Genomic DNA, 19,322 nt, shown 5'->3' on the forward strand with positions numbered 1-19,322 from the left:
AGGAGAATTGCCTGCGGCTTTTACCGAGGTGCATTGAAAAGGCAACCGGGTTACAATGGGTCAAAGCAGGGCTGGCAGCGCGGAGAAAGGTTCCCTTACATGACCATGCAGAAGAAAAAGTTTCCCTATATCCGCCCCATGACCGGGGAAGACGAAGAAAAGATCAAGCGGATCCCCTTTCTGAACATCGATACGGTGCTGATACCTTCGCCCTTTGTGCGCGACCAGGACCTCGACCTCGATCCAGACTATTGTTACGTCTGGGACGAGGAGGGGGAACTGCTCGGCTTTCTGCAGGTCTACTCCAATAAAAACCACACCAGATTTCATTTATACAAAGTCGTGAGCAGCCCTTTTCAGCGGGGCAAGGGGGTCGGGTCGGCGTTCATCGAGAAACTGGTGAACGAGGTTGACGAGACGGCCGAAATCTATCTTTATGTCTGGGATAAACTGATCAGCAGCATTGAGTTTTTTGCCAGCGCCGGTTTCGAGTATGCCGGTTCCAGCGTATACCGAAAGATGAATTTTCATTTGATGTCGTCCAATGCCGGTTCCATTCGCCAAAAAATTGCCTCTTGGCGTGAAAGGGAATATTCGGTTCCCGAGGAATTGAGCAAGGTCCGGCACGATGCTAAAAAGTCTCTTAAAGTGCTGCTGGACATGACCTCGATCATGTCGGTCGACAATTTTCATAAATTGCTCGATGACATCAGTCGGGAATCAACAGCCATGCTGAATACCTTGCAGGCTTTCGAGGACCGGATTGTCGAAAGACACCAGGTGGATATCAAGGAATTGATTACCCATCGGGTGATTCCCTTTATCGAAGCCTCCGAAATTCCCTGCCAGATGAGGTTGATCATCGGTTCCAAAATCCCGCTCGTCAGCGGAAACTATCTGAATTTCAGCCGGGCCCTCATCAACCTCGTGTCCAATTCCCTGGATGCCATCAGCGAAACGGGACGAAAGGGCATCATCGAAATTGCTTTGAGGGAGGATGAAGATGCAGTCATCCTGACGGTCAGGGACAATGGCATAGGGATAGACAGGGAGCGGCTTGAAAAAGGGCCGGACGGCCTGCCCGCCTTTGTCGGCAACACGACGAAGAAGGGCAAATCCGGCGAAGGGATCGGCACCCGGCAGATATTCTCGACCTTCGGCGTGAAAAACATCGAGGTGGAGAGTGTCCCGGGCAAAGCGACCCGATGGATCATCCGGGTGCCGAAGAGCACGGGGCAGGAGGTTCATCTTCTGTCCGATCTCGAGTCCCGTTTCCAGCATTTGATGAAAACCACCGAAAAGATCGGCATTTCCAGGAGGAGCCAGAAAACCCAGGTGGCGATATTTATCTGGCAGCTCCGCCAGCTGGAGATATTCAGCTACGATCTCATCAATCAGTTCAGCCGTTACAACAATGTTCGCGATGTTTACCGTAATATCCTGCTGTATCGGGAAGGCCGGAAGGATTTCGATTTCCTGAAGCAGGAATTGAAAAAGTGCAGGATTGACAATGGGATATTTCGGGACTGGTTGCTCGATGCGGTGAGACGGATCAGAGAGAATGAATCCTACATTCTGGATAACGTCAAGGTCCAGGATTATAAAGGCGTTCTGTTCAAGAGCTATGGCCAGGCGATCGAGCGGCATATCATCTTTACCATGGACCCGGAAAACGGCCGTTTCTATGCCACGGACCGCAAACTTGCCGAGCACATGGATTACGTGCCCTATCTGGGCAAGGATCGGGACGAACTGCTGCGGGGAGAATTCATCGGCGATGTCAAAAACCTGGAAAGCCCCATCACCTTGGGCGTCTGGTCGGTGACCAGCCGGGAGGACCTGCAGGAGAAACTGCGGCTGATCCGTCAGGGTGCACGGCAGTTGCTGGAGATGGATCTGAAAGCGGAAAAGAAAGTCTCTTTCTACCACACCACCTACAACACCTCGGCCTACGAGATCGACACCTTCAAGACCACCACCCTCGGGAAGATGGCGGACATGAGCGACGAAGACCTCGACAAGCTGATTGTCAAGGCGGAGGACGAGTTCAGCGCGCTGGCGTTTGTCGATTGAATATTTTATTCGCGGTCGGAATCAAAGCTTTTTTTGACCCCCATACCGATACCGACACGAATCTTCGGAGCGTGCCACAACCGACTTTCCCACTATTCATGCCTTAATGCTTCAATCGGGTTGAGGTTGGCAGCCTTGCTGGCCGGGTAGAAGCCGAAGAAAACGCCCACCGCCAGGGTAAAACAGACGCTGATCAGGATCATCCATGGATTGATCACCGCACTGATCCCCAGGGCCTGGCCGAGGCCGAAGGCGATGCCGAGGCCCGCCATAATGCCGATGACGCCGCCGCACAGGCAGAGGATGACGGCCTCGATAAGAAACTGGTTGAGGATGTCGCCGCCCCGGGCGCCGACCGCCAGGCGGATGCCGATTTCCCGGGTCCGTTCCGTCACCGAAACCAGCATGATGTTCATGATTCCGATGCCGCCCACCAGCAGGGAGACACCGGCAATGGCGCTGAGCAGCAGGGTCATGGTGCCGGTTACCTGGGAAGCGACACTCGTGATTTCCGACTGGTCCCGCAGACTGAAATCATTCTCCTGCCTCTCCCGCAAACGGTGCTCCCGGCGCAGCACCGCAGCGATTTCCCGCTTCGCCTCCTCGATCCTGTCCGGGGTGGCGGCACTGGCGAGCAGGCTGCGCACCGTCCTGCCGTCGGAAAGACGATACAGGGCGGTGGTCATTGGAATCTGGATGACATCGTCCTGGTCGTCCCCCATGCCGTTCTGACCCTTTTCGCCGAGGACCCCGATGATCCTGAAGGGAGTTTTGCGGATGCGTATCCGCTGCCCTACCGGATCTCCCCCGCCGAACAGTTCGTTCACCACTGTCTGTCCCAACACCGCGACCTTGGCCTTGGTTTTGACTTCCCGCTCTGTAAAATACGCTCCCCGCACCACCGTGTAATTGCGTATGGCGGGAAAGGTTTCGCTGACCCCCTGCACGGTGGTGTTCCAGTTGTTGTTCCCCGCCACCACCTGCTCGGACAGTCGGACCATGGCCGAAACGTTGCTTACCGCCGGCGCACCTTCCCTTATGGCTGCAACATCCTGCAGAGACAGGGTGGCGGAGGTTCCCGCACCGCCGCGTACACCATTGGCGTCCAGGCTTTCCGGAACCACGATGATGAGATTGGTGCCCATGGCGGCGATACCCGCAGAAATGTCGGCCTGCGATCCCTCCCCCAAGGCCACCAGGGCAATGACGGAACCGACCCCGATGATAATGCCGAGCATCGTCAGCAGGCTGCGCAGACGGTTGCGGGTGATGCTGCGCCAGGCCACAATGATGAGTTTCTGCCATTTCATGTGTCGATCTCCTGAAACCTAATCTTCAAAACCTTGTTATCCGCAGATTTCGCAGATTTTCACAGATTAGAGGCGGAACGGCAAAATCCGATTTCGATCCCGATTTCGATTTGGAAAAAAGCCAAGCCTTTGGAGTCCTCTGCGTTAATCTGCGAAATCTGTGGATCAAAAAGTTTTTCCCGTTTGAGCCCGCCGCCGGTTCGCCACCGGAAAATCCCGTCGAATCCGGCCGTCCTGCATTTCAATAACCCGGGAGGCATGTTCGGCAACGTCCGCCTCATGGGTGACCAGCACGATGGTGATGCCGTTGTCGTTGAGTTCCTGGAACAGGGCCAGCACATCGAGGGTGGTGCGGCTGTCGAGATTGCCCGTCGGTTCATCGGCCAGAATGATGGCCGGATCGTTGACCAGGGCACGGGCAATAGCCACCCGCTGCTGCTGTCCGCCGGACAACTGGTTCGGTTCATGGTGCATGCGACCGTTCAGTCCGACCCGCTCCAGGGCTTCGGCCGCCCGTTTATTAAGTTGAGCTGAAGGCAGGCCGCCGCGATGGTAGAGCAGGGGCAGCATGACGTTTTCCAGGGCTGTGATACGGGGCAGCAGATTGAAACCCTGGAAGACGAAGCCGATGCGCCGATTGCGGATGTCGGCAAGTTGCCGCCGGTTCAGGTCGTTGACCTGCCGGCCTTCAAGGAGATAATTGCCCCGGTCGGGCCGATCCAGGCAGCCGATCACATTCATCAGGGTCGATTTGCCCGATCCTGAAGCGCCAATCACCGCCAGGAAATCTCCGGTTTCAACCTCCAGGTTCACCTCGTCCAGAGCCTGCACACCGGTATCTCCCAGATGGAAGGTTTTGCAAATATGTTCCAGTTGAATCATTTTCATCATCTGGGTCCTCGATGCGGCGGGCGGGGCATCAACTTGGAAAACAGGTTGCCATTGTTTTTTCTCTTTTCCGATTTTTCCCCCGTTACGACCACCAAACCTTCCCTGAGTTCTGCAGACTCGACAACGGTGCGAGTGCCGTCGGAGAGTCCCGTGGCCACCGACACTCGTCGTGGCGGCCCTTCGCCCTCTATCAGCAGCAGCGAAGCACTGCCCCTTTTCCCGGCATACTGCAGGGCAGCATTCGGAACCTGCAGAACATTTTCCACGGCATCGATGATGAAATCGATGGTCGCGGTCATGCCGGGCAGCAGCAGGCCCCGTTCGTTGGCTGCTTCTATAACAACTGTATAGGTCACGACGTTGGATTCCTCAGTGGGGTTGAGGCGGATTTGAGCAACCGAGCCGGGGAAGGATTCATCGGGATAGGCCTGCACCGTAAAACGAACCTTCTGTCCCCTGCGGATCTGACCGATGTCGCTTTCGTCCACATCGGCCTCAATTTCCATCCGCTCCAGATCTTCGGCAAGGATGAACAGGGTCGGGGTGTTGAAGCTGGCGGCGACGGTCTGGCCCTTTTCGATCTCCCGTTCGATGACGGTTCCGTTGATGGGAGAGCGGATGCGGGCGTTGCGCAGATTGGTCTCGGCTTTGCGCAGAGCGGCCTTGGCAGACATCAGGTCGGCCCGGGCCGTGGCCAGCCCGGTTTCATAATCGAGGAACTCCTGTGCCGAGAGATGACCCTCCTCGAGCAGGGGTTGGTTGCGCCGGTACTCGGCTTCGGCCTGCCGCACCATTGCCTTGGCCCGCAGTGTTTCCGCCCGGGCCTTCGCTACCTCGGCGTTGAACAGATCGAGGTCGAGTTCGGCCAGAATCTGACCCTTTTTTACCTGGTCATTATAATCGACCAGAACGGTTCGAATGGTGCCGGAGACTTCGGTGCCGACCTCCACTGTGCCCATGGCCTGCAGGCTGCCGCTGCAGGAGACGGTGACTTCCAGCGGCCCGCGGATGATCTTGGCGGTCTGCAGCCAGGGCGGGGACGCCGACGGCGGAGGCTGGCCGATCAGCCAGTTCAATCCGGCCGCCAATAGCGTCAGGATGGCCAGCGCGATCAGGGCTGTTTTTATTTTCCGGCTGGCGTATCGGGTATGGATGCTGCTCATCAGGCTCATCTCCTGTTTTCAACCTTTCGTAAAGTCAGTATCAGGTTGATTTTCGAAAGCTGTTTCCGGCAATTTCTGGTTTCTCGACCCCGATTGAATTCGGGTGCTGTTTTCAACTCAGGAATGGTCCGTCCTGAAAAACAGGCCCGGATCCAGACTGCCGCTGTAATAGGCGATGGCAACCGCCTGCATCATGCAGCCGATTTCCGCCTCGATCCTGGCATAACGGGCTTCGACATAGACTGAACGGGCATTGGTCAGTTCAGTCAGGGTCGCTGCGCCCACCTGATACCGCTTTTCACTGGAGGCCAGGGCATTTTTGGCATAGGTGAGCTGGGCCTCTGCCACCGCGAGCTGTTCCTCGGCCGTTCGGTAATCAGCCACCGATTGGCCGATTTCAACCTCGATCCGGCGCTTCAGTCTGATCACTTCGATCTGCGCCGAACTGGAACCGATCAGAGCCTGGCGCTCCTGGTGGCGGCTGAGATTACGGTCGAAGATCGGGACGGACAGGGACAGTCCAACCGAGGCGTTGAAATTGTCCTGACTCATCTGCCTGCCGAAGTGCACGCTGTTTCGTCCGTCGTAGGATGTGCCTGCCGACGCCAGCAGTTCGAGAGCGGGATAGCGGCCCGCTTTGGCCACCCGAACCTGCTCCCCCGCCGCCGCCACCTCCTTCTGCAGAGCCAGCAGGTCCAAGCGCTTCTGCCTGGCATCCTCGACCAGAGTGGAAGCATCTAATGACGGAACTGTTTTTAATAGGGGATGGTCGGGCAGGGCCACCTCCGCCCTGGCAAGGGCATCGATCCCGATGGTCTGCTGCAGGGACAGCATGCTCACCTGGTAATCCCGGCGGGCGTTCAGCAGGGCCGATCGGGCCCGGGCTGTTTCGGCCTTTTGCAGATAGACGTCGGTGATCGGGCGGCTGCCGGCCCGATAGTAGGCTTCGATGGCTGCCAACTGCTGCTCATTGTCCTGTACGGCCTGCTCGGCGACCCCGATCTGCTCCAGTGTTTTAACCGCTTCCAGATAGTTGCCGATGGTCTCGAACACCAGGGACTGTTCCTGACGACCGAAGGCATGCTGGCGGGCGGCAAGGCTTTGGCGGGCCGCTGCGAGGGCCGCCTGATCGCCGAAGCCGTTGAAGAGGTTAAGGTTCATCGCCACATCCGCCGACCAGATATCGTAATTGCGGTCGCCGTCCAAAGCTCCTTCGTCGTGACGCAGGGTCGCGGAACTACCCCCAGACAAACCCGGCAGAAACTGATCCCGCTGGAGACGTACCGAGACTTCCCCGTCCCGTACCTGGTTTGCGGAGAGTTGCAGGTCCTGGTTGTGCGTCAGGGCCAGGATGACTGTCTGTTCCAGGTTCAGAAGGGGCTGAGACCGGGCCAGGGATGGGCTGAGTCCCCCCAAAAGTCCCAGGGCGGCGATCGACAGGTACGACACATTGCGTTTGAGGAAGAGGGTTAAAGCGAACATCTTGTTTGGCTCCGATGAAACTGAGTAGATTCCAAAGCCTGTTGCTCCGAGTACGGAATCGGGTCGGCATCAAAACAGCTCGTCTGTTGATAACAAAAGAATATGAAGAAAATGGGGAAGAATTATGGAAATTGCAAAACCGCCGACTTTTGGCAGCCTCCGGTTCTCAAGGATTCCGGGAAGATAACGTCGAAATATGAGAGGTCGTTGATTTTCAATCGTTAACCCCTGGAAAAAAGGGATAAACCTGATAGCGTTGCAGAAGGGATCACTGTTGTCGGGTTTTTTGAATTGTTCAGGGCATAAGTTAATGAATTAATTAATTTTTCGGTATTTCGATGCCTTTTCGAGTTACCTTTTTCCAGCTTGCGGGAGACGATGCTTTCAGGGCTACCCTGTTCTTTTGTTGTGGAGACCGATTCAAGAACCGGGCGGCAGTGAAGAGGATCAAAAAATAATTCAAAGCTGGGAGGTAAGACATGAAAAGGACAGTTCTCGCAACGTTTTTGATCTCACTGTTGCTGGGCGGGATGGCATTCGCCGCCCCCACGGCCCAAATCGTCGGCGGATTGACCAACGTCGAAATCTCGTCAGAGGTTGTTCAGGCCTTCGAATCGATGAATATCACCCCTTCAGCCATTGTGCCGGGAGCGCTTCAGAATGGCACAGTGAGTTTCCCGATTCCGGCAGGGGCCATTGATGCGGGCAATGCGAAGGGTGATATTTTCCATGCCGGCGGGCTGGGTCTCATGTCCTCCGACACGGAGGTGTCCCTGCTCAACTTTATCATCGACACCACGGGGGACGCCCCGGTCCTGACCGGCCTGGTCGCCACTGATGACAACATCGTCGACCGTATTCCTCTTTTCAACCTGGAGTTGCCCCAGTCTGTTCAGCCGGATGAGAACGGCACCCTGGTTATTTCCGACGTCAATCTCACTCTGACACAGGAAGCCGCTGATGCTCTGAACGGCGCCTTCGGTAACACAGCTTTTCAGGCCAACTCTGCCTTCGGCACTGCAACCGTCGTAGCCCAAAGCCTGCCGACAGGTGACATGGAGGATGGTGCAGCGAATGGAACCGAGGACGGCGCGGCTGATGGAACCGAGGACGGCGCTACGGACGGAGCCGAGGATGGGATGACTGATGGAGCCGAGGACGGAATGATGGATGGATCGGCTGCCGGGTCCGCGGCTGGTCAATAAACCCGACAGGCGAAATCAAATAAGAAAAAGTCCGATGGTCCGGTCCTCGAGAACCAGAATACTGAAAGGAGCCGCCTCGAGGGCCGGACACCGCTTGCTGAGTGCACCAACCTGTTCTGAAGAAGTTCCGGTTTTTCCCCAAGGCCGATAAAGGATTGTTTTTGGATTCGGCCATTGATTTTCAACGCCTAAATCAAGGAGGACATCGATGAAGCCTGATAGCAGGATAATCTCTCTGTTCCCTTTGTTGGGGCTGTTGGCCCTGACGGCCTGCGGTCCTGCCATTGATCCGCCAACCGGCCAACTGGCATTGGCGGAAAGCGCCGTGGATAATGCGGCAGCGGCCGGAGGTTATGAATATGCTCCTGTCATTCTGAGAAAAGCTCAGGACAAACTGACCCAGGCGCGTCTGGAGATGCAGGAAGAAAACAACGTCGAGGCATTGCTCCTGCTCGAGGAGGCCAATGTGGATGCCCAGCTGGCCGAAGAAAAAGCCAAAACGGCAAAAACCCAGCAGGCTGCGGATGAGCTGCAAAAAAACATTGATCTTCTCCGCAAGGAAATTCAGCGCCTCACGCCTGGTCAACAAACCGGACCCGGTGTGTAGACCTGTGCAAGGCACCTGTAAGAGGGGGTTAAAACCCGGAGCCATCGGATTCTTTATAGAGGAGGACATCATGGTTTTGCCAAAACGTTTCGTCGGGAAAGTCTTAAGCCTGATTTTCGTTTTTTCCCCTCTGCTGCTTTTCGGATGCGCCCAAACAATGACCTATCCGGCACTGGAGGAGGCCCGAAGCGATATCCAATCTGCCCGCAGCAATCCTGTGGTGGTCAAGAATGCGCCTCTTTCTCTGCAAAAAGCGGAACAGTCCCTGAACCGTGCAGAAGAGCTTGTAGAGGAAAATGCCGACCCGACCTTGATCAAGCATCAGGCCTATCTGGCCCAGCAGCATGCTGCCATTGCTGAAACCATCGGCAATCGGAAGGCGGCGGAGGACACGATCCAGCAGGCCAGCGCCGAACGCAACCGGATCCTGCTGGAGGCACGGGGGGCCGAAGCCGAATACGCACGGCAGCAGGCTGAAAGGCAGAAGGCACAGATTGCCGGACTGGAAGAGGAGTTGCAGGAACTCAGGGCGGTTGAGTCCGAACGGGGCTCGGTGGTCACTCTGGGCGACGTGGTGTTCGATGTGGGCGAGTCGGAGCTGAAGCCCGGCGGTCTGCTCGTCGTTCAAAGGTTGGCGGATTTCATGAAAAGGTATCCGGGGAGGAATGTGGCGATTGAAGGGTACACCGACAGCACAGGCCCCGCGGAGTTCAACCAGGAACTGTCCCAGCGGCGGGCCCGTGCCGTGCGTGATGCCCTGGTTGCACAGGGGATCGATTCCGCCCGGATCGAAACGCGCGGATACGGTGAGAATTTTCCCGTAGCCACCAATGAAACCGTTGCCGGCCGCCAGTTGAACCGGCGAGTCGAGGTCGTCATCTCCAACGGCAGGGACGACAGCATACCGGAACGGACCGCGGGTAGTAATTAGGCCGGAAGATTCGGGTGGGCCCGGCCTTCACTTAAGGTTTACACCTCTGGTCAAACTGGATCGGTATCGGAATCGGGGCCGAAACGCCTTTTGCCGGCCCCGATACCGCGCCGGTCCCGCCGCAAAAAGCGGGCTTGGCCGGAACCGATGATTTTGCCGGATCAGCCCTGCAAAGTGTCGGTCTTGGCCGCCATGATCAGGTCGTTTCGGTGTATTCCCCTGATCTTATGGGTCCACCACTGCACCGTCACCTTACCCCATTCAGTCAGGATCGAAGGGTGGTGACCCTCGGTTTCTGCGAGCTCGCCGACACGGTTGGTGAAGTCCAGGGCTTCGCCAAAGTTGCGAAAGGGAAAGGTGCGGCTCAACAGCTCAATGCCCTCTACCGTCAGGATCTCCCATTCCGGAATCTGATCGCGGAAAGCGGCAATCTCCTCCGATGTCGCCGGAGGCGCACCCCTGCGGCAGGCTTCACATTTCTGTTCCCTCAGTTTTTCCATATCGGTCTCCCTTTGTATTCCCAATGATTTGATTCCCCGTTTGTTTCCAATGCATCTGATCGGAATCACTATCGGTATCAGGGTTGAAAACAGTCATTTCGGTACCGAAAACGACCCCGAAGAAGCCGGCTTTCGATCGTTTTCACAGCTTGTAAAATGCCTAAACGAATTTTATCATTGAACTTTTTCCCATCATGAATTGCGGGATTTTGATAAAATTTTACCAGAAACCGAAACAGGGAAGAGGATGACCATGATATCAGAGGACGCCTCCCAGGACCGGAAGCTGAACATTCGTGAAATGACCATTGATGATCTCTCCGAAGTTTTTCACATCGGGGAGGCTGTCTTCACCGCCGAATACTCCCCAACCCTTTATCGCACCTGGGACGAGTACGAAATCACCACCCTCTTCAATTCAGACAGCGAGCTCTGTCTGGTGGGGGAAATGGGCGACCAGATTGTCGGCTTCGCCCTGGGGACGACGGTGGAGAAACAGCGCTCCCCATGGAAATACGGCTACCTGGTCTGGTTGGGAGTCAGCCCCCTGTTGCAGAAGTCTCAGGTGGGCCACCGGCTGTTCCGGGAATTAAAGCGACGTATGCGGGAGCAGGGGGTGCGAATGATCATCGTCGATACCTCGGCGGACAACAAGGCCGCCATCTCATTTTTCCGTAAGCAGGGTTTCGGCAATCCCCATGAGCATGTCTATCTGACGTTGAATCTGACCCGAGAAAAAAAGTAACAGGCAACGATGCATAAATTCTGGGAACAATGTCTTTCAAGGATATCACCCGCGCGGATTCACGGCCTTCTCGAGGAACTGGTGGCCATCTATTCTCCCTCCGGAAAGGAGGAGGACATCCAGCTCTTTCTGGAAGCAAAACTTCTGGCCGCGGGACTTGCGGTGCACCGGGACACTTTGGATGAAACCCGATTCAACCTGCGCTGTTTCCTGCAGCAGACCGAGCCGGATTTCTACCTGGTGGGCCATGTCGATACCGTGGCCGACTGGGAACTTCAGGAACTTGGGCCGCGCACTCAAAGAGGAATCCTCTACGGGCTCGGCAGCGCGGACATGAAGGCCGGCTGCGCTGCCATGGTCGAGGCGTTTACCGTGCTTGCCGAAGTTTTGCCCGAAAAGGAGCGCCCCCCTGCGGGATTGCTGCTGGTCGTGGGTGAAGAGGAGGATGGGGCGGGCAGCCTGGAATTTCTCCGACGGCATCGTCCGCGCTGGACCGTCATCGGAGAACCGACCTCTCTGACCGCCTGCTGCGCCCATTACGGCTATCTGGAAGCTACGTTGACGACACGCGGGCGGCGCAGCCATTCGTCTCTTCCTGAGCACGGGCACAATGCCGTGGAGTCCATGCTCCGCACCCTGCTTTTTCTGGGACGGGCTCCCCTGCTGCGGCGTCCCGAAACGGGTCTGGTTTATTCGATAAGGGAGATGAATTCAGGCAGGGCCGGGTTTGTGGTTCCGGACCGCTGCGAAACCTGGATCGACATGCACCTGCCCCCCACCATGAAGCCGGACCATACTGTGAGAGCTCTGCATCGCCGGCTCGCCGCCGCCCGGCGCTACATCCCCGATCTCGATCTGGAAATCGACTTTCCCTGGGCCGACGGCGGCTACGATATCGGAACCGACCACTGGATGGCAGAGACCCTTCGTCACGTCGCCGGCCAATTGGACTGGAAACCGGTCTTCGGTTCCTTCCGGTCCCATTCCGACGGCAATCTGTTTTTTGAAAAAGGGTGCCGGGCGATGCTGCTTGGTCCCGGATCTCTGGAAACCGCCCACACCGCCGAGGAGCAGGTGGTTTTGTCCGAAGTGGAAAAGGCCGCACGAATCTACCTGGCCCTCTGTCTGCAGGCTTCGCAGGCCCTCAGTCCGAATATTCCGGATCATGGTAAAATAGGGTTTTAAGGAAAAGGAGAGCGTCATGTGCGAGATATACGAGTGCAAAAAATGCGGCGTGGTCAGCCACTCTGCCGAGGAGTTGTGTGCGCCCGGCGAGACTTCGGGTCGGCACGATTTCTGTGGGACCGCTCCCGACCGGAAAGACCTGTGCGGTTACATGCGGGAGTGCCTTTCCTTCGTCTGCGGAACCTGTGGCAGGCCGGCCAAACAATCCGATCTGGTATGCCGACCGTTGATGCCGGGGTAAGAACAAAAAAAACCGGCGGCCCGCGAGCCGCCGGTTTTTTTAGACAGACAATTTTCTAGGATTTCACACAAACCTGGGGAAGCCAGGAATCCCTTTTCCCATCGATATCGACATGAAAGGCCCTGCTGGTGCAGAAGAGGACCCGACCTTTTTTTCGGTCCACTACATTTTCCAGATAGACATCCTGGCCATGTTCGACCGCTCGGCATACTTTTATAAAATCACTGCTATGCATAGTTTCTCCTTTCCTGAAAACGTGTCTGAGCATCGCCCCGCCCGCCGCAATGGCGAAAAACGTCGCCCAAAAAATCAGTGCAGCAGCGTGACGTTTTCTCTCGACCAGCTCTTGTGCTGACCATCCGCCAGTTCGACCTCGATGAAGTCGTCGGCCAGACAGGCCACTACTCTTCCAATCTGGTGCAGAACGATGTGCTTGACCCGTATGTCGCTTCGGTTTTCAAATGATTCGCACAGGCTTTCAAACTCTTCGTGCCGCATGGCCAGACTCCTTTCCCTGGGGGTATTCGGTCTGCGGTGTTTTTGCCCTGTGTATTAAATATACCATGATTGACGGGCAGAATGCCTGTGCAGGTTTTTTCGGAAATTTCTCAAGGGCAGGTAAAGCCGGGTGCTATTTGGGAGGATGGACCGGAGTCCCTCCAGGCGGAGTTTGCTCCGGTTCCGGCAGAAAGGTTTCGTTCAGCAGGGTGGTAAGAATAAATTTGACGGTTTGCCGGGCTTCGGCAGAGGAGCCAAGTATCAGACCGGCAACAAACCCGGCCATCAACCCTGTTTTCGGGTAGCAGCGGACGGCGGCCCTCACGGTATGCAAAAACGGAGGTTCCGCCGCCGCAGCGACCCGCAGGTTCTGTTTGGCCTGTTCGACCCTCAGCGAAGAATTCTTTTTATGTACCAAAGTGATGACCCCGCTATGCCAATGAGTATCAGGGCACAGAAAAAGAGAGCGCCGATCTGGCTCATTTCCCTTTCAAGCAGGAGGTAGACCGCCCAGGTCAGGAGTGCCAAAGCCACCAGCGCAATCAGGCCTGCTCCCAGACCCAGCATCAGTGTAAAGCAGAAGACGGCTATCCCTCGACGGGCTGATGCCGCTTCCGCCTCCAGCAAATCCAGAAGGGCAATCAACATGTTTGCCAATTCTTTAAACATAGTATCTATTTACTTGCGGGAAGACAGCCATCCCAGGAAAAACCCGATGCCTGTTGCCGTGAGCAGGGTGATGATCGGTTTTTCGTCTACCTGTTTTTCAATCAGCCTGACCGCTTCCTGGCCGTGCTGTCTCAGGTCGTCTGACGTCTCCTGAAGGCGCTTCAGCAGCTTCTGGGTTTCTTCTTCCAGTTTCTGCCGGGCAAGCTTGACCATGTCGCTGGTGAGATTCTTGCTGTCCTCCTTCAACTGGATGGTATCGGCCTGCAGCTGTTTCAGATCCTGGCGGATAGCATCAATTTCCTTCTGAATGACTTTTTCGTCCATAAGATCAGCCTCGTTCGGGTTGGTGTGGCGCTTGGAAACGGCGCAATTCATAAATCATTTTTCCGCTTTCATTTTAGCAAATGAAAACAGGATAGCAACTTTTTTCCCATGAGAAGGGCGCTCCCTTTCTTTGAAATCCTCAAAAATCCCGCTGATTTGGCTTCCCTTGACGGGATGATATGGCATGGTAGGGTTGATCAGTCAGATCGGTATCATGGATGCTTTTGCCAAAAAATCACAACGTCGTTCAAACCTTTTGGAACGGACAGGAGGAGTGCCATGATCGAGCGTATCGTCGAGTTGTTGAGGGAAGAAAAAGGATTACTCGAGTATTCCTGCAAGGGGATCGAAAAGGAGCGTCTTCATCTGCCGGGAAGTGATTTCATCGATCGAGTGGTGGCGCCCTCCGACCGTTCGGCCGCCACCTTGCGCAATCTGGGACTGATGTTTAACACGGGCCGCCTGGCCGGAACAGGTTTCCTCTCCATACTTCCGGTGGATCAGGGGATCGAACATTCCGCCGGGGCTTCCTTCGCCCCCAACCCCGACTATTTCGACCCGGAAAACATCGTTCAGCTGGCTATCGAGGGGGGCTGTAACGCGGTGGCCTCGACGGCGGGAGTGTTGGGTGCGGTGGCGCGCCGGTACGCCCACAAAATTCCGTTCATTCTCAAGATCAATCACAATGAGCTGCTCAGCTACCCGAACACCTACGATCAGGTGCTTTTTTCCAGTGTGGAGCGCGCCTTCGAGATGGGGGCCGTGGGTGTTGGGGCGACCATCTACTTCGGTTCTCAGGAATCCCATCGCCAGATCGAGGAGATCGGCACCATTTTCCAGCGCGCCCATGAACTGGGAATGTTTACGGTTCTCTGGTGCTATCTGCGAAACTCCGCCTTCAAAAAGGACAAGGACTATCATGCGGCCGCCGACCTGACCGGCCAGGCCAACCATCTTGGTGTAACCCTGCAGGCGGACATCATCAAGCAGAAGCAGCCGGAGTGCAACGGCGGCTACCCCGCCATCGATTTCGGCAAGACCCACAAGAGCATCTACGGCGAGCTGGTGCCCGATCATCCCATCGAATGGACCCGCTACCAGGTGGCCAACTGCTATATGGGCCGGGCGGGTCTGATCAATTCAGGGGGAGCCTCGAAGGGTAAGGACGATCTGGCCCAGGCCGTGCGGACCGCGGTCATCAACAAGCGGGCGGGCGGTACGGGGCTCATCAGCGGGCGCAAGGCCTTCCAGAAACCGATGAAGGAAGGAGTGGAGCTGCTCAACGCCATTCAGGACGTCTATCTCTGTCCTGAAGTGACCGTGGCTTGATCGTTGTGTCCTGAAATCGTAAGGCGTAATTCGTAACTTCCGCACAAGTCATCCCCATTTTCCATTGCGGTTACGCCTTACCAGCCTTTTCCCGATCTGGTTATTGCGTGCCTTACCGCAGTATGACTTCCATGCCGTCATAGGCAACTTCCACGGCGATATGTCGTTCATCGCCGAGGGCTGCAATCGTCTCCAGAATGCCTTCCTTTTCCCCTTCGACGATCTCTTTACCGCAGTGGCTGACGAGCATCCGGGGCACGGCCTCCTTTCGACACCAGGTCAGCTGTGTGCGGACCGGGGTGTGTCCGAACAGCTGGTCGTCCTGTTTGCGCACCATGGATCGGATGACCGTGGCTCCGTCGCCGATGTACAGCCTGCAGCCCTGTAGGGCCTCCCGACGCTCGTTGATATAGACCACGTCCGGCGCATAAAAGACCGAGGCTCTGCCGGCGGTGATGCGGAAGCCGACGGCGGGGGCGCGCAGAGAGTGCTGGACGGCAAAGGCTTCGAAGATGATGCCCCTGATATTCACAGGCCTGCGCGGCTGGATGACTCTTTTGTCCTCGATAGGAAAATCGTCCAGAGACTCCCAGGTTGGCCCGGTCGCCCACACCGGGCAGGGCGAGCCCTTGGGCAGCCCCCCCGCATGATCGGGATGGGCATGGGTGAGGACCAGAGCCTTGGGCCGGAGGTCCGGGAGAAGATCTTTCCAATCCTCCCCGCAATCGATCATGACCCCCCGGCCATGGTATTCGACGAGGAGGGAACTGTGCCGGGCGTGACGTTTGGTACGGGGTTCGATATAGCCGCGGGTGCCGAGAAAGGTCAGTTTCATGTCGTTAATGGATCGCTTCAGAAGCCGTAACGGATTCGAGGATTTGTGATTTGCCGGCACCGCGGTGGTCGCGGCCGGTTCATTTTTCGGACTTGTCCTGGTATTCTAATTATAAGACCATGCTTTCGAACCAAAAAAAGCTTCGGCAGGCGGGATCGACATCGAAACATTAAACAACACCGGCAAGTTCTGTAGTGGAGATGATTATGAAGAATTTGACATCACTGTGGGATAACATCAATTACTATTATAAGGAGTTCATTCTTTTCAGGATACAGAACGTCGGTATTACCTTCAGCCATATCTTTGTCGCCATAGCCGCCATTCTTTTGTCGCTGGTCGTCTCCAAGTTCCTGCGTCTGACGCTGCGCAAGCAGGTACTCAGCAAATTCAATATCGATAAAGGGCTTGAGTATGCACTGCTGATGTTTGTGCACTACCTGATCCTCGTCACCGGGGTTTACATCGGCCTGAAGACCGTCAATATCCCCTTGGGGGCTATCGTCGGCCTTTTTGCCGTGATCGGCGTCGGTATCGGGTTCGGCCTGCAGAACCTGGCCTCGAATTTCATCAGCGGTGTCATCCTCCTGTTTGAGAGACCGGTCAAGGTCGGGGATCGACTCGAGGTCAACGATGTCTGGGGAGATGTGAAACGGATCAATTTGAGAACGACCATCATCGAGACTCCCGACAATATTACCATCATCGTTCCCAACTCGAAGCTCCTGGAAAACGAAGTGACCAATTACAGCTATGGCGATCCGAGGCTTCGGCTGCGCGTTCCCGTCGGAATCGCCTATGGATCGGATTGCGAGAAGGCGTCGCAGATCATGATCCGGGCTGCAGAGGAAAATCCGAAGGTGCTGAATATCCCCAAGCCGAAGACCTGGTTTAAGGAGTTCGGTGATTCCTCCCTGAATTTTACCCTGCTCTGCTGGATTCCCGATGCGGCGGAGAAATACGACATCATCAGCGAACTGAACCACGCCATCGACAAGGGTTTCCGTGAAAACGGCATCGAGATCCCCTTCCCGCAACGGGATCTCCACCTGCGTTCAGCGGAGGGGCGGGTTCGAATCGTTCAGGAACCGGAAAGGGAGTAATTTCTGTGCTTCCGCAGGCCGAGCGGTTTCATCGGGGGGCGGCAATCCGGTCGGAGAGCAGGCCTACCGCCACAGCGAAGGATGTGGAGCGGTTCCAGGACAACAGCACGCGGAAATTGTCGTAGACAAGATAGGCCGGCCCTGCTGCTCCGGCAGGGGCGATCAGCGATGCCTTGACATTCCGGCGGGGAAGGGCGCCTCCATCCATGCGCCGCACTCCCAAAGCCTGCCAGCGGGCAAGCGGCCATCGTATTTTCAGGCCAACGTGCTTGAGATCGAATTTTTTCGGCAGCTGCACCGGCCGTCCCCAGGTCAGATCATTCCGCCATCCCGACTGGGCCAGATAGTTGGCGGTCGATGCCAGCACATCGGGTACCGAATTCCAGATGTCCGTGCGGCCATCCTTGTCGAAATCCACCGCAGCCCGCAGGAAGGAGGACGGCATGAACTGACACTGCCCCATGGCACCGGCCCAGGAACCATCCATGTGCTTCAGAGAAACGTGCCCGGCCTGAAGTATGCGCAGAGCGTTCAGCAGTTCCTTGCGGAAATAGGTGCTGCGCCTTCCCTCGTAAGCCAGGGTGGCGAGGGAGTGGATAACCGGAAAACCACCGGTGAGCCGGCCGTAGTTGGTTTCCATGCCCCACAGCGCCACGATGAAACGTCTTTGCACCCCGTATGCCCGCTCCACTCGCCCGAGCCAGGTCGGATACCGGTCCATCATTTGCCGTCCGCCGGCGATTCGCTCCCGGCTGACCCTGGTTTCCACATACTCCTTCATGGTCTGAACCAGTTCCGGCTGCCTGCGGTCCAGAGCGATGACCCTGGGCAGGGGTTTTTCCAGTCCTCCCAGGGCCCGGTCCAGGGTTTTTTCGGTAATGCCGGCGGCACGGGCTTCCCGGCGAAATTCCTGTTTCCACGCCGGGAAGGAGCTTTCCGCGGCGCCCCCATCTGGGACGGGAACGGCAAAAACACAGACTGTGGTCATCGCCGAAATCAGCCAGCAGAAAAGCATTTTGATCATCTTGCCCTCATGTGGACAGCAATGGATGGTCGGTGCCGGATGTTAGATGATACTCACTTAGTATACCCTCTCCCTTTTTTATCGAAAGGCGACGAAAAATGGAGGTGCGGTTTTCACGTGAATCTAACAAACGACATTTAGAATAGGGTTCAAATCCGAGACCTGTATTCTCGGAAAGGCGTTGCCTGGCTATGGAGGTCTAGAATGAAAAAAAACGAGAAGTTGAAGAAACTCCCGAACATCGTCCTGGATACCTGCAAACCGGCCAGAAAAAATTTTTCTCCCTCGGAGCTTCAGGACAGCGCCCGGCATATTTTTTCGACCCGGTTTCCATCAGACGGAAGTCTGACCATTGAAGGGGCCGAGTTGGCCAGGCAGATCTTTGAAGGGGGATTTGCCGCTGCCGCTGACTCGGGTCAGGAAATTCGACGGATAGCCCGATACCTTTCAATGGGCCTTCTGAAGGGGATAGATCCGGCCGGTGGGGACTTTTTTCTCGGTGCCCATGTTATCCTTTGGTCGGCCATTCTCTCTGGTCTGCAGAAGGGATATGATCTATGTGAAGTTGCCAAAGGAGTTATCTGCGTCCTTTTGAAGACTGGAAGGGACCTGAATGCCAACATGAACGAGCTGATCCGCATGGTGGCGAGTGTAACCATCGAAGCCGCCGACAATCTGCCGGACGAGGAGATCATCCCCCTGGAAAAAATGCTTCTTGGTTTGGTGAATGGTGATTTTATTTGTCCCGACGATGAATGTGAATGGGAAAGAAATCATATTCCAGCAGGAAGCTATCAGGCGGGGTCCTTGCGGGTCTGAAGGTAAAGATAGGACCGGGAAATTTGATTATCCATAATGTGGTAAAATGCAAATATGGAAAAAGTTAAAAGCCTGTTTGGCTGGAAAGGATAGTGCCATGAGAGAAACCTTCGAGTGTGAAAAATGTGGAGTTATTTCAGAGGACAGGAGCCACCTCTGCTCTCCCCGGGAAGCAGAAAGCCTGAGCGACTATTGCGGATCGGCGGGGGATAAATCCAAAATGTGCGACAGCATCCAGGAGACGGCCGAGTTCACATGCGTATCCTGCGGACGGACAGCTGAAGGGGCCGATATGGTCTGCAATTCCCTCAAGCTGCACTGAACAGTTTTATATAGGCAGAAAAAAGGGCCGGGCATTTTGCTCGGCCCTTTTTCTTTCCGGAGGGTA

At 56.0% G+C, this 19,322-nt stretch carries 22 protein-coding genes; 11 read left to right on the top strand and 11 right to left on the bottom strand.

The window, feature by feature from the left end:
* Positions 1-99 precede the first annotated feature (99 nt).
* Positions 100-2,073, top strand: a complete 1,974-nt coding sequence (locus R2940_02225) for a GNAT family N-acetyltransferase (protein MEZ4598588.1) — start codon at positions 100-102, stop codon at positions 2,071-2,073.
* Positions 2,074-2,165: 92 nt separating this feature from the next.
* Here the strand turns inward: R2940_02225 and R2940_02230 are convergent, their stop codons facing one another.
* From R2940_02230 to R2940_02245, 4 genes are all read right to left on the bottom strand, one after another.
* Positions 2,166-3,383: an ABC transporter permease gene (locus tag R2940_02230; GenBank protein MEZ4598589.1), complete on the bottom strand. Its 1,218-nt coding sequence runs from the start codon at positions 3,381-3,383 to the stop codon at positions 2,166-2,168.
* A 165-nt stretch (positions 3,384-3,548) separates the two neighbouring features.
* The gene (locus tag R2940_02235) at positions 3,549-4,274 is read right to left on the bottom strand and encodes an ABC transporter ATP-binding protein (protein ID MEZ4598590.1); all 726 of its coding nucleotides are present in this window, start codon (positions 4,272-4,274) and stop codon (positions 3,549-3,551) included.
* Positions 4,271-5,437 carry an efflux RND transporter periplasmic adaptor subunit gene (locus tag R2940_02240; protein ID MEZ4598591.1) on the bottom strand — a complete coding sequence of 389 codons (1,167 nt, stop codon included), beginning with the start codon at positions 5,435-5,437 and terminating at the stop codon, positions 4,271-4,273. Before R2940_02240 ends, R2940_02235 begins: the two co-directional genes overlap by 4 nt.
* A gap of 117 nt (positions 5,438-5,554) precedes the next feature.
* Positions 5,555-6,919, bottom strand: a complete 1,365-nt coding sequence (locus R2940_02245; GenBank protein MEZ4598592.1) for a TolC family protein — start codon at positions 6,917-6,919, stop codon at positions 5,555-5,557.
* Between the two features lie 479 nt (positions 6,920-7,398).
* Here R2940_02245 and R2940_02250 point away from each other — a divergent pair, with 479 nt between their 5' ends.
* The 3 genes from R2940_02250 (at position 7,399) to R2940_02260 (ending at position 9,662) form a co-directional block, all read left to right on the top strand.
* On the top strand, positions 7,399-8,124 hold the full coding sequence (locus R2940_02250; protein MEZ4598593.1) for a hypothetical protein: 726 nt from the start codon (positions 7,399-7,401) through the stop codon (positions 8,122-8,124).
* A gap of 208 nt (positions 8,125-8,332) precedes the next feature.
* Positions 8,333-8,731, top strand: coding sequence for a DUF4398 domain-containing protein (locus R2940_02255; GenBank protein MEZ4598594.1), 399 nt, complete (start codon positions 8,333-8,335; stop codon positions 8,729-8,731).
* A 70-nt stretch (positions 8,732-8,801) separates the two neighbouring features.
* The gene (locus R2940_02260; protein MEZ4598595.1) at positions 8,802-9,662 is read left to right on the top strand and encodes an OmpA family protein; all 861 of its coding nucleotides are present in this window, start codon (positions 8,802-8,804) and stop codon (positions 9,660-9,662) included.
* A 161-nt stretch (positions 9,663-9,823) separates the two neighbouring features.
* On the opposite strand, the gene R2940_02265 is transcribed toward R2940_02260, so the two are convergent.
* Complete coding sequence (locus R2940_02265) at positions 9,824-10,162, bottom strand: 4a-hydroxytetrahydrobiopterin dehydratase (GenBank protein MEZ4598596.1); 339 nt, start codon at positions 10,160-10,162, stop codon at positions 9,824-9,826.
* A gap of 247 nt (positions 10,163-10,409) precedes the next feature.
* Between R2940_02265 and R2940_02270 the strand changes: the two genes are divergently transcribed.
* From R2940_02270 to R2940_02280, 3 genes are read left to right on the top strand one after another with little or no spacing between them, the layout of a single operon-like run.
* Positions 10,410-10,907, top strand: a complete 498-nt coding sequence (locus tag R2940_02270) for a GNAT family N-acetyltransferase (protein MEZ4598597.1) — start codon at positions 10,410-10,412, stop codon at positions 10,905-10,907.
* A gap of 9 nt (positions 10,908-10,916) precedes the next feature.
* Positions 10,917-12,092: a M20/M25/M40 family metallo-hydrolase gene (locus R2940_02275; protein MEZ4598598.1), complete on the top strand. Its 1,176-nt coding sequence runs from the start codon at positions 10,917-10,919 to the stop codon at positions 12,090-12,092.
* A gap of 16 nt (positions 12,093-12,108) precedes the next feature.
* Complete coding sequence (locus R2940_02280) at positions 12,109-12,333, top strand: hypothetical protein (GenBank protein MEZ4598599.1); 225 nt, start codon at positions 12,109-12,111, stop codon at positions 12,331-12,333.
* Positions 12,334-12,642: 309 nt separating this feature from the next.
* On the opposite strand, the gene R2940_02285 is transcribed toward R2940_02280, so the two are convergent.
* From R2940_02285 to R2940_02300, 4 genes are all read right to left on the bottom strand, one after another.
* Positions 12,643-12,831, bottom strand: coding sequence for a hypothetical protein (locus tag R2940_02285; protein MEZ4598600.1), 189 nt, complete (start codon positions 12,829-12,831; stop codon positions 12,643-12,645).
* 133 nt (positions 12,832-12,964) lie between these two features.
* The gene (locus R2940_02290; protein ID MEZ4598601.1) at positions 12,965-13,249 is read right to left on the bottom strand and encodes a hypothetical protein; all 285 of its coding nucleotides are present in this window, start codon (positions 13,247-13,249) and stop codon (positions 12,965-12,967) included.
* Entirely contained in the window at positions 13,222-13,479 is a 258-nt protein-coding gene (locus R2940_02295; protein ID MEZ4598602.1) for a hypothetical protein, read from the bottom strand. The genes R2940_02290 and R2940_02295 overlap by 28 nt, the downstream gene beginning before the upstream one ends.
* A gap of 30 nt (positions 13,480-13,509) precedes the next feature.
* Positions 13,510-13,875, bottom strand: coding sequence for a hypothetical protein (locus R2940_02300; GenBank protein MEZ4598603.1), 366 nt, complete (start codon positions 13,873-13,875; stop codon positions 13,510-13,512).
* Between the two features lie 228 nt (positions 13,876-14,103).
* Here R2940_02300 and R2940_02305 point away from each other — a divergent pair, with 228 nt between their 5' ends.
* Positions 14,104-15,153, top strand: a complete 1,050-nt coding sequence (locus R2940_02305) for a class I fructose-bisphosphate aldolase (protein ID MEZ4598604.1) — start codon at positions 14,104-14,106, stop codon at positions 15,151-15,153.
* A gap of 112 nt (positions 15,154-15,265) precedes the next feature.
* On the opposite strand, the gene R2940_02310 is transcribed toward R2940_02305, so the two are convergent.
* Positions 15,266-15,988, bottom strand: a complete 723-nt coding sequence (locus R2940_02310; GenBank protein ID MEZ4598605.1) for an MBL fold metallo-hydrolase — start codon at positions 15,986-15,988, stop codon at positions 15,266-15,268.
* A 206-nt stretch (positions 15,989-16,194) separates the two neighbouring features.
* On the opposite strand from R2940_02310, the gene R2940_02315 reads away from it, so the two are divergent.
* A complete protein-coding gene (locus tag R2940_02315; GenBank protein ID MEZ4598606.1) occupies positions 16,195-17,091 on the top strand; it encodes a mechanosensitive ion channel in 897 nt (298 codons plus the stop codon).
* A 28-nt stretch (positions 17,092-17,119) separates the two neighbouring features.
* Here R2940_02315 and R2940_02320 read toward each other — a convergent pair whose 3' ends face one another.
* Positions 17,120-18,115 carry a lytic murein transglycosylase gene (locus tag R2940_02320; protein MEZ4598607.1) on the bottom strand — a complete coding sequence of 332 codons (996 nt, stop codon included), beginning with the start codon at positions 18,113-18,115 and terminating at the stop codon, positions 17,120-17,122.
* Between the two features lie 204 nt (positions 18,116-18,319).
* Between R2940_02320 and R2940_02325 the strand changes: the two genes are divergently transcribed.
* Together R2940_02325 and R2940_02330 are read left to right on the top strand one after the other, a co-directional pair.
* On the top strand, positions 18,320-18,934 hold the full coding sequence (locus R2940_02325) for a hypothetical protein (protein MEZ4598608.1): 615 nt from the start codon (positions 18,320-18,322) through the stop codon (positions 18,932-18,934).
* Positions 18,935-19,031: 97 nt separating this feature from the next.
* A complete protein-coding gene (locus R2940_02330) occupies positions 19,032-19,256 on the top strand; it encodes a hypothetical protein (protein MEZ4598609.1) in 225 nt (74 codons plus the stop codon).
* Positions 19,257-19,322 lie beyond the last annotated feature (66 nt).

The sequence above is a fragment of the Syntrophotaleaceae bacterium genome, from assembly GCA_041390365.1.
Lineage (GTDB): Bacteria > Desulfobacterota > Desulfuromonadia > Desulfuromonadales > Syntrophotaleaceae > JAWKQB01.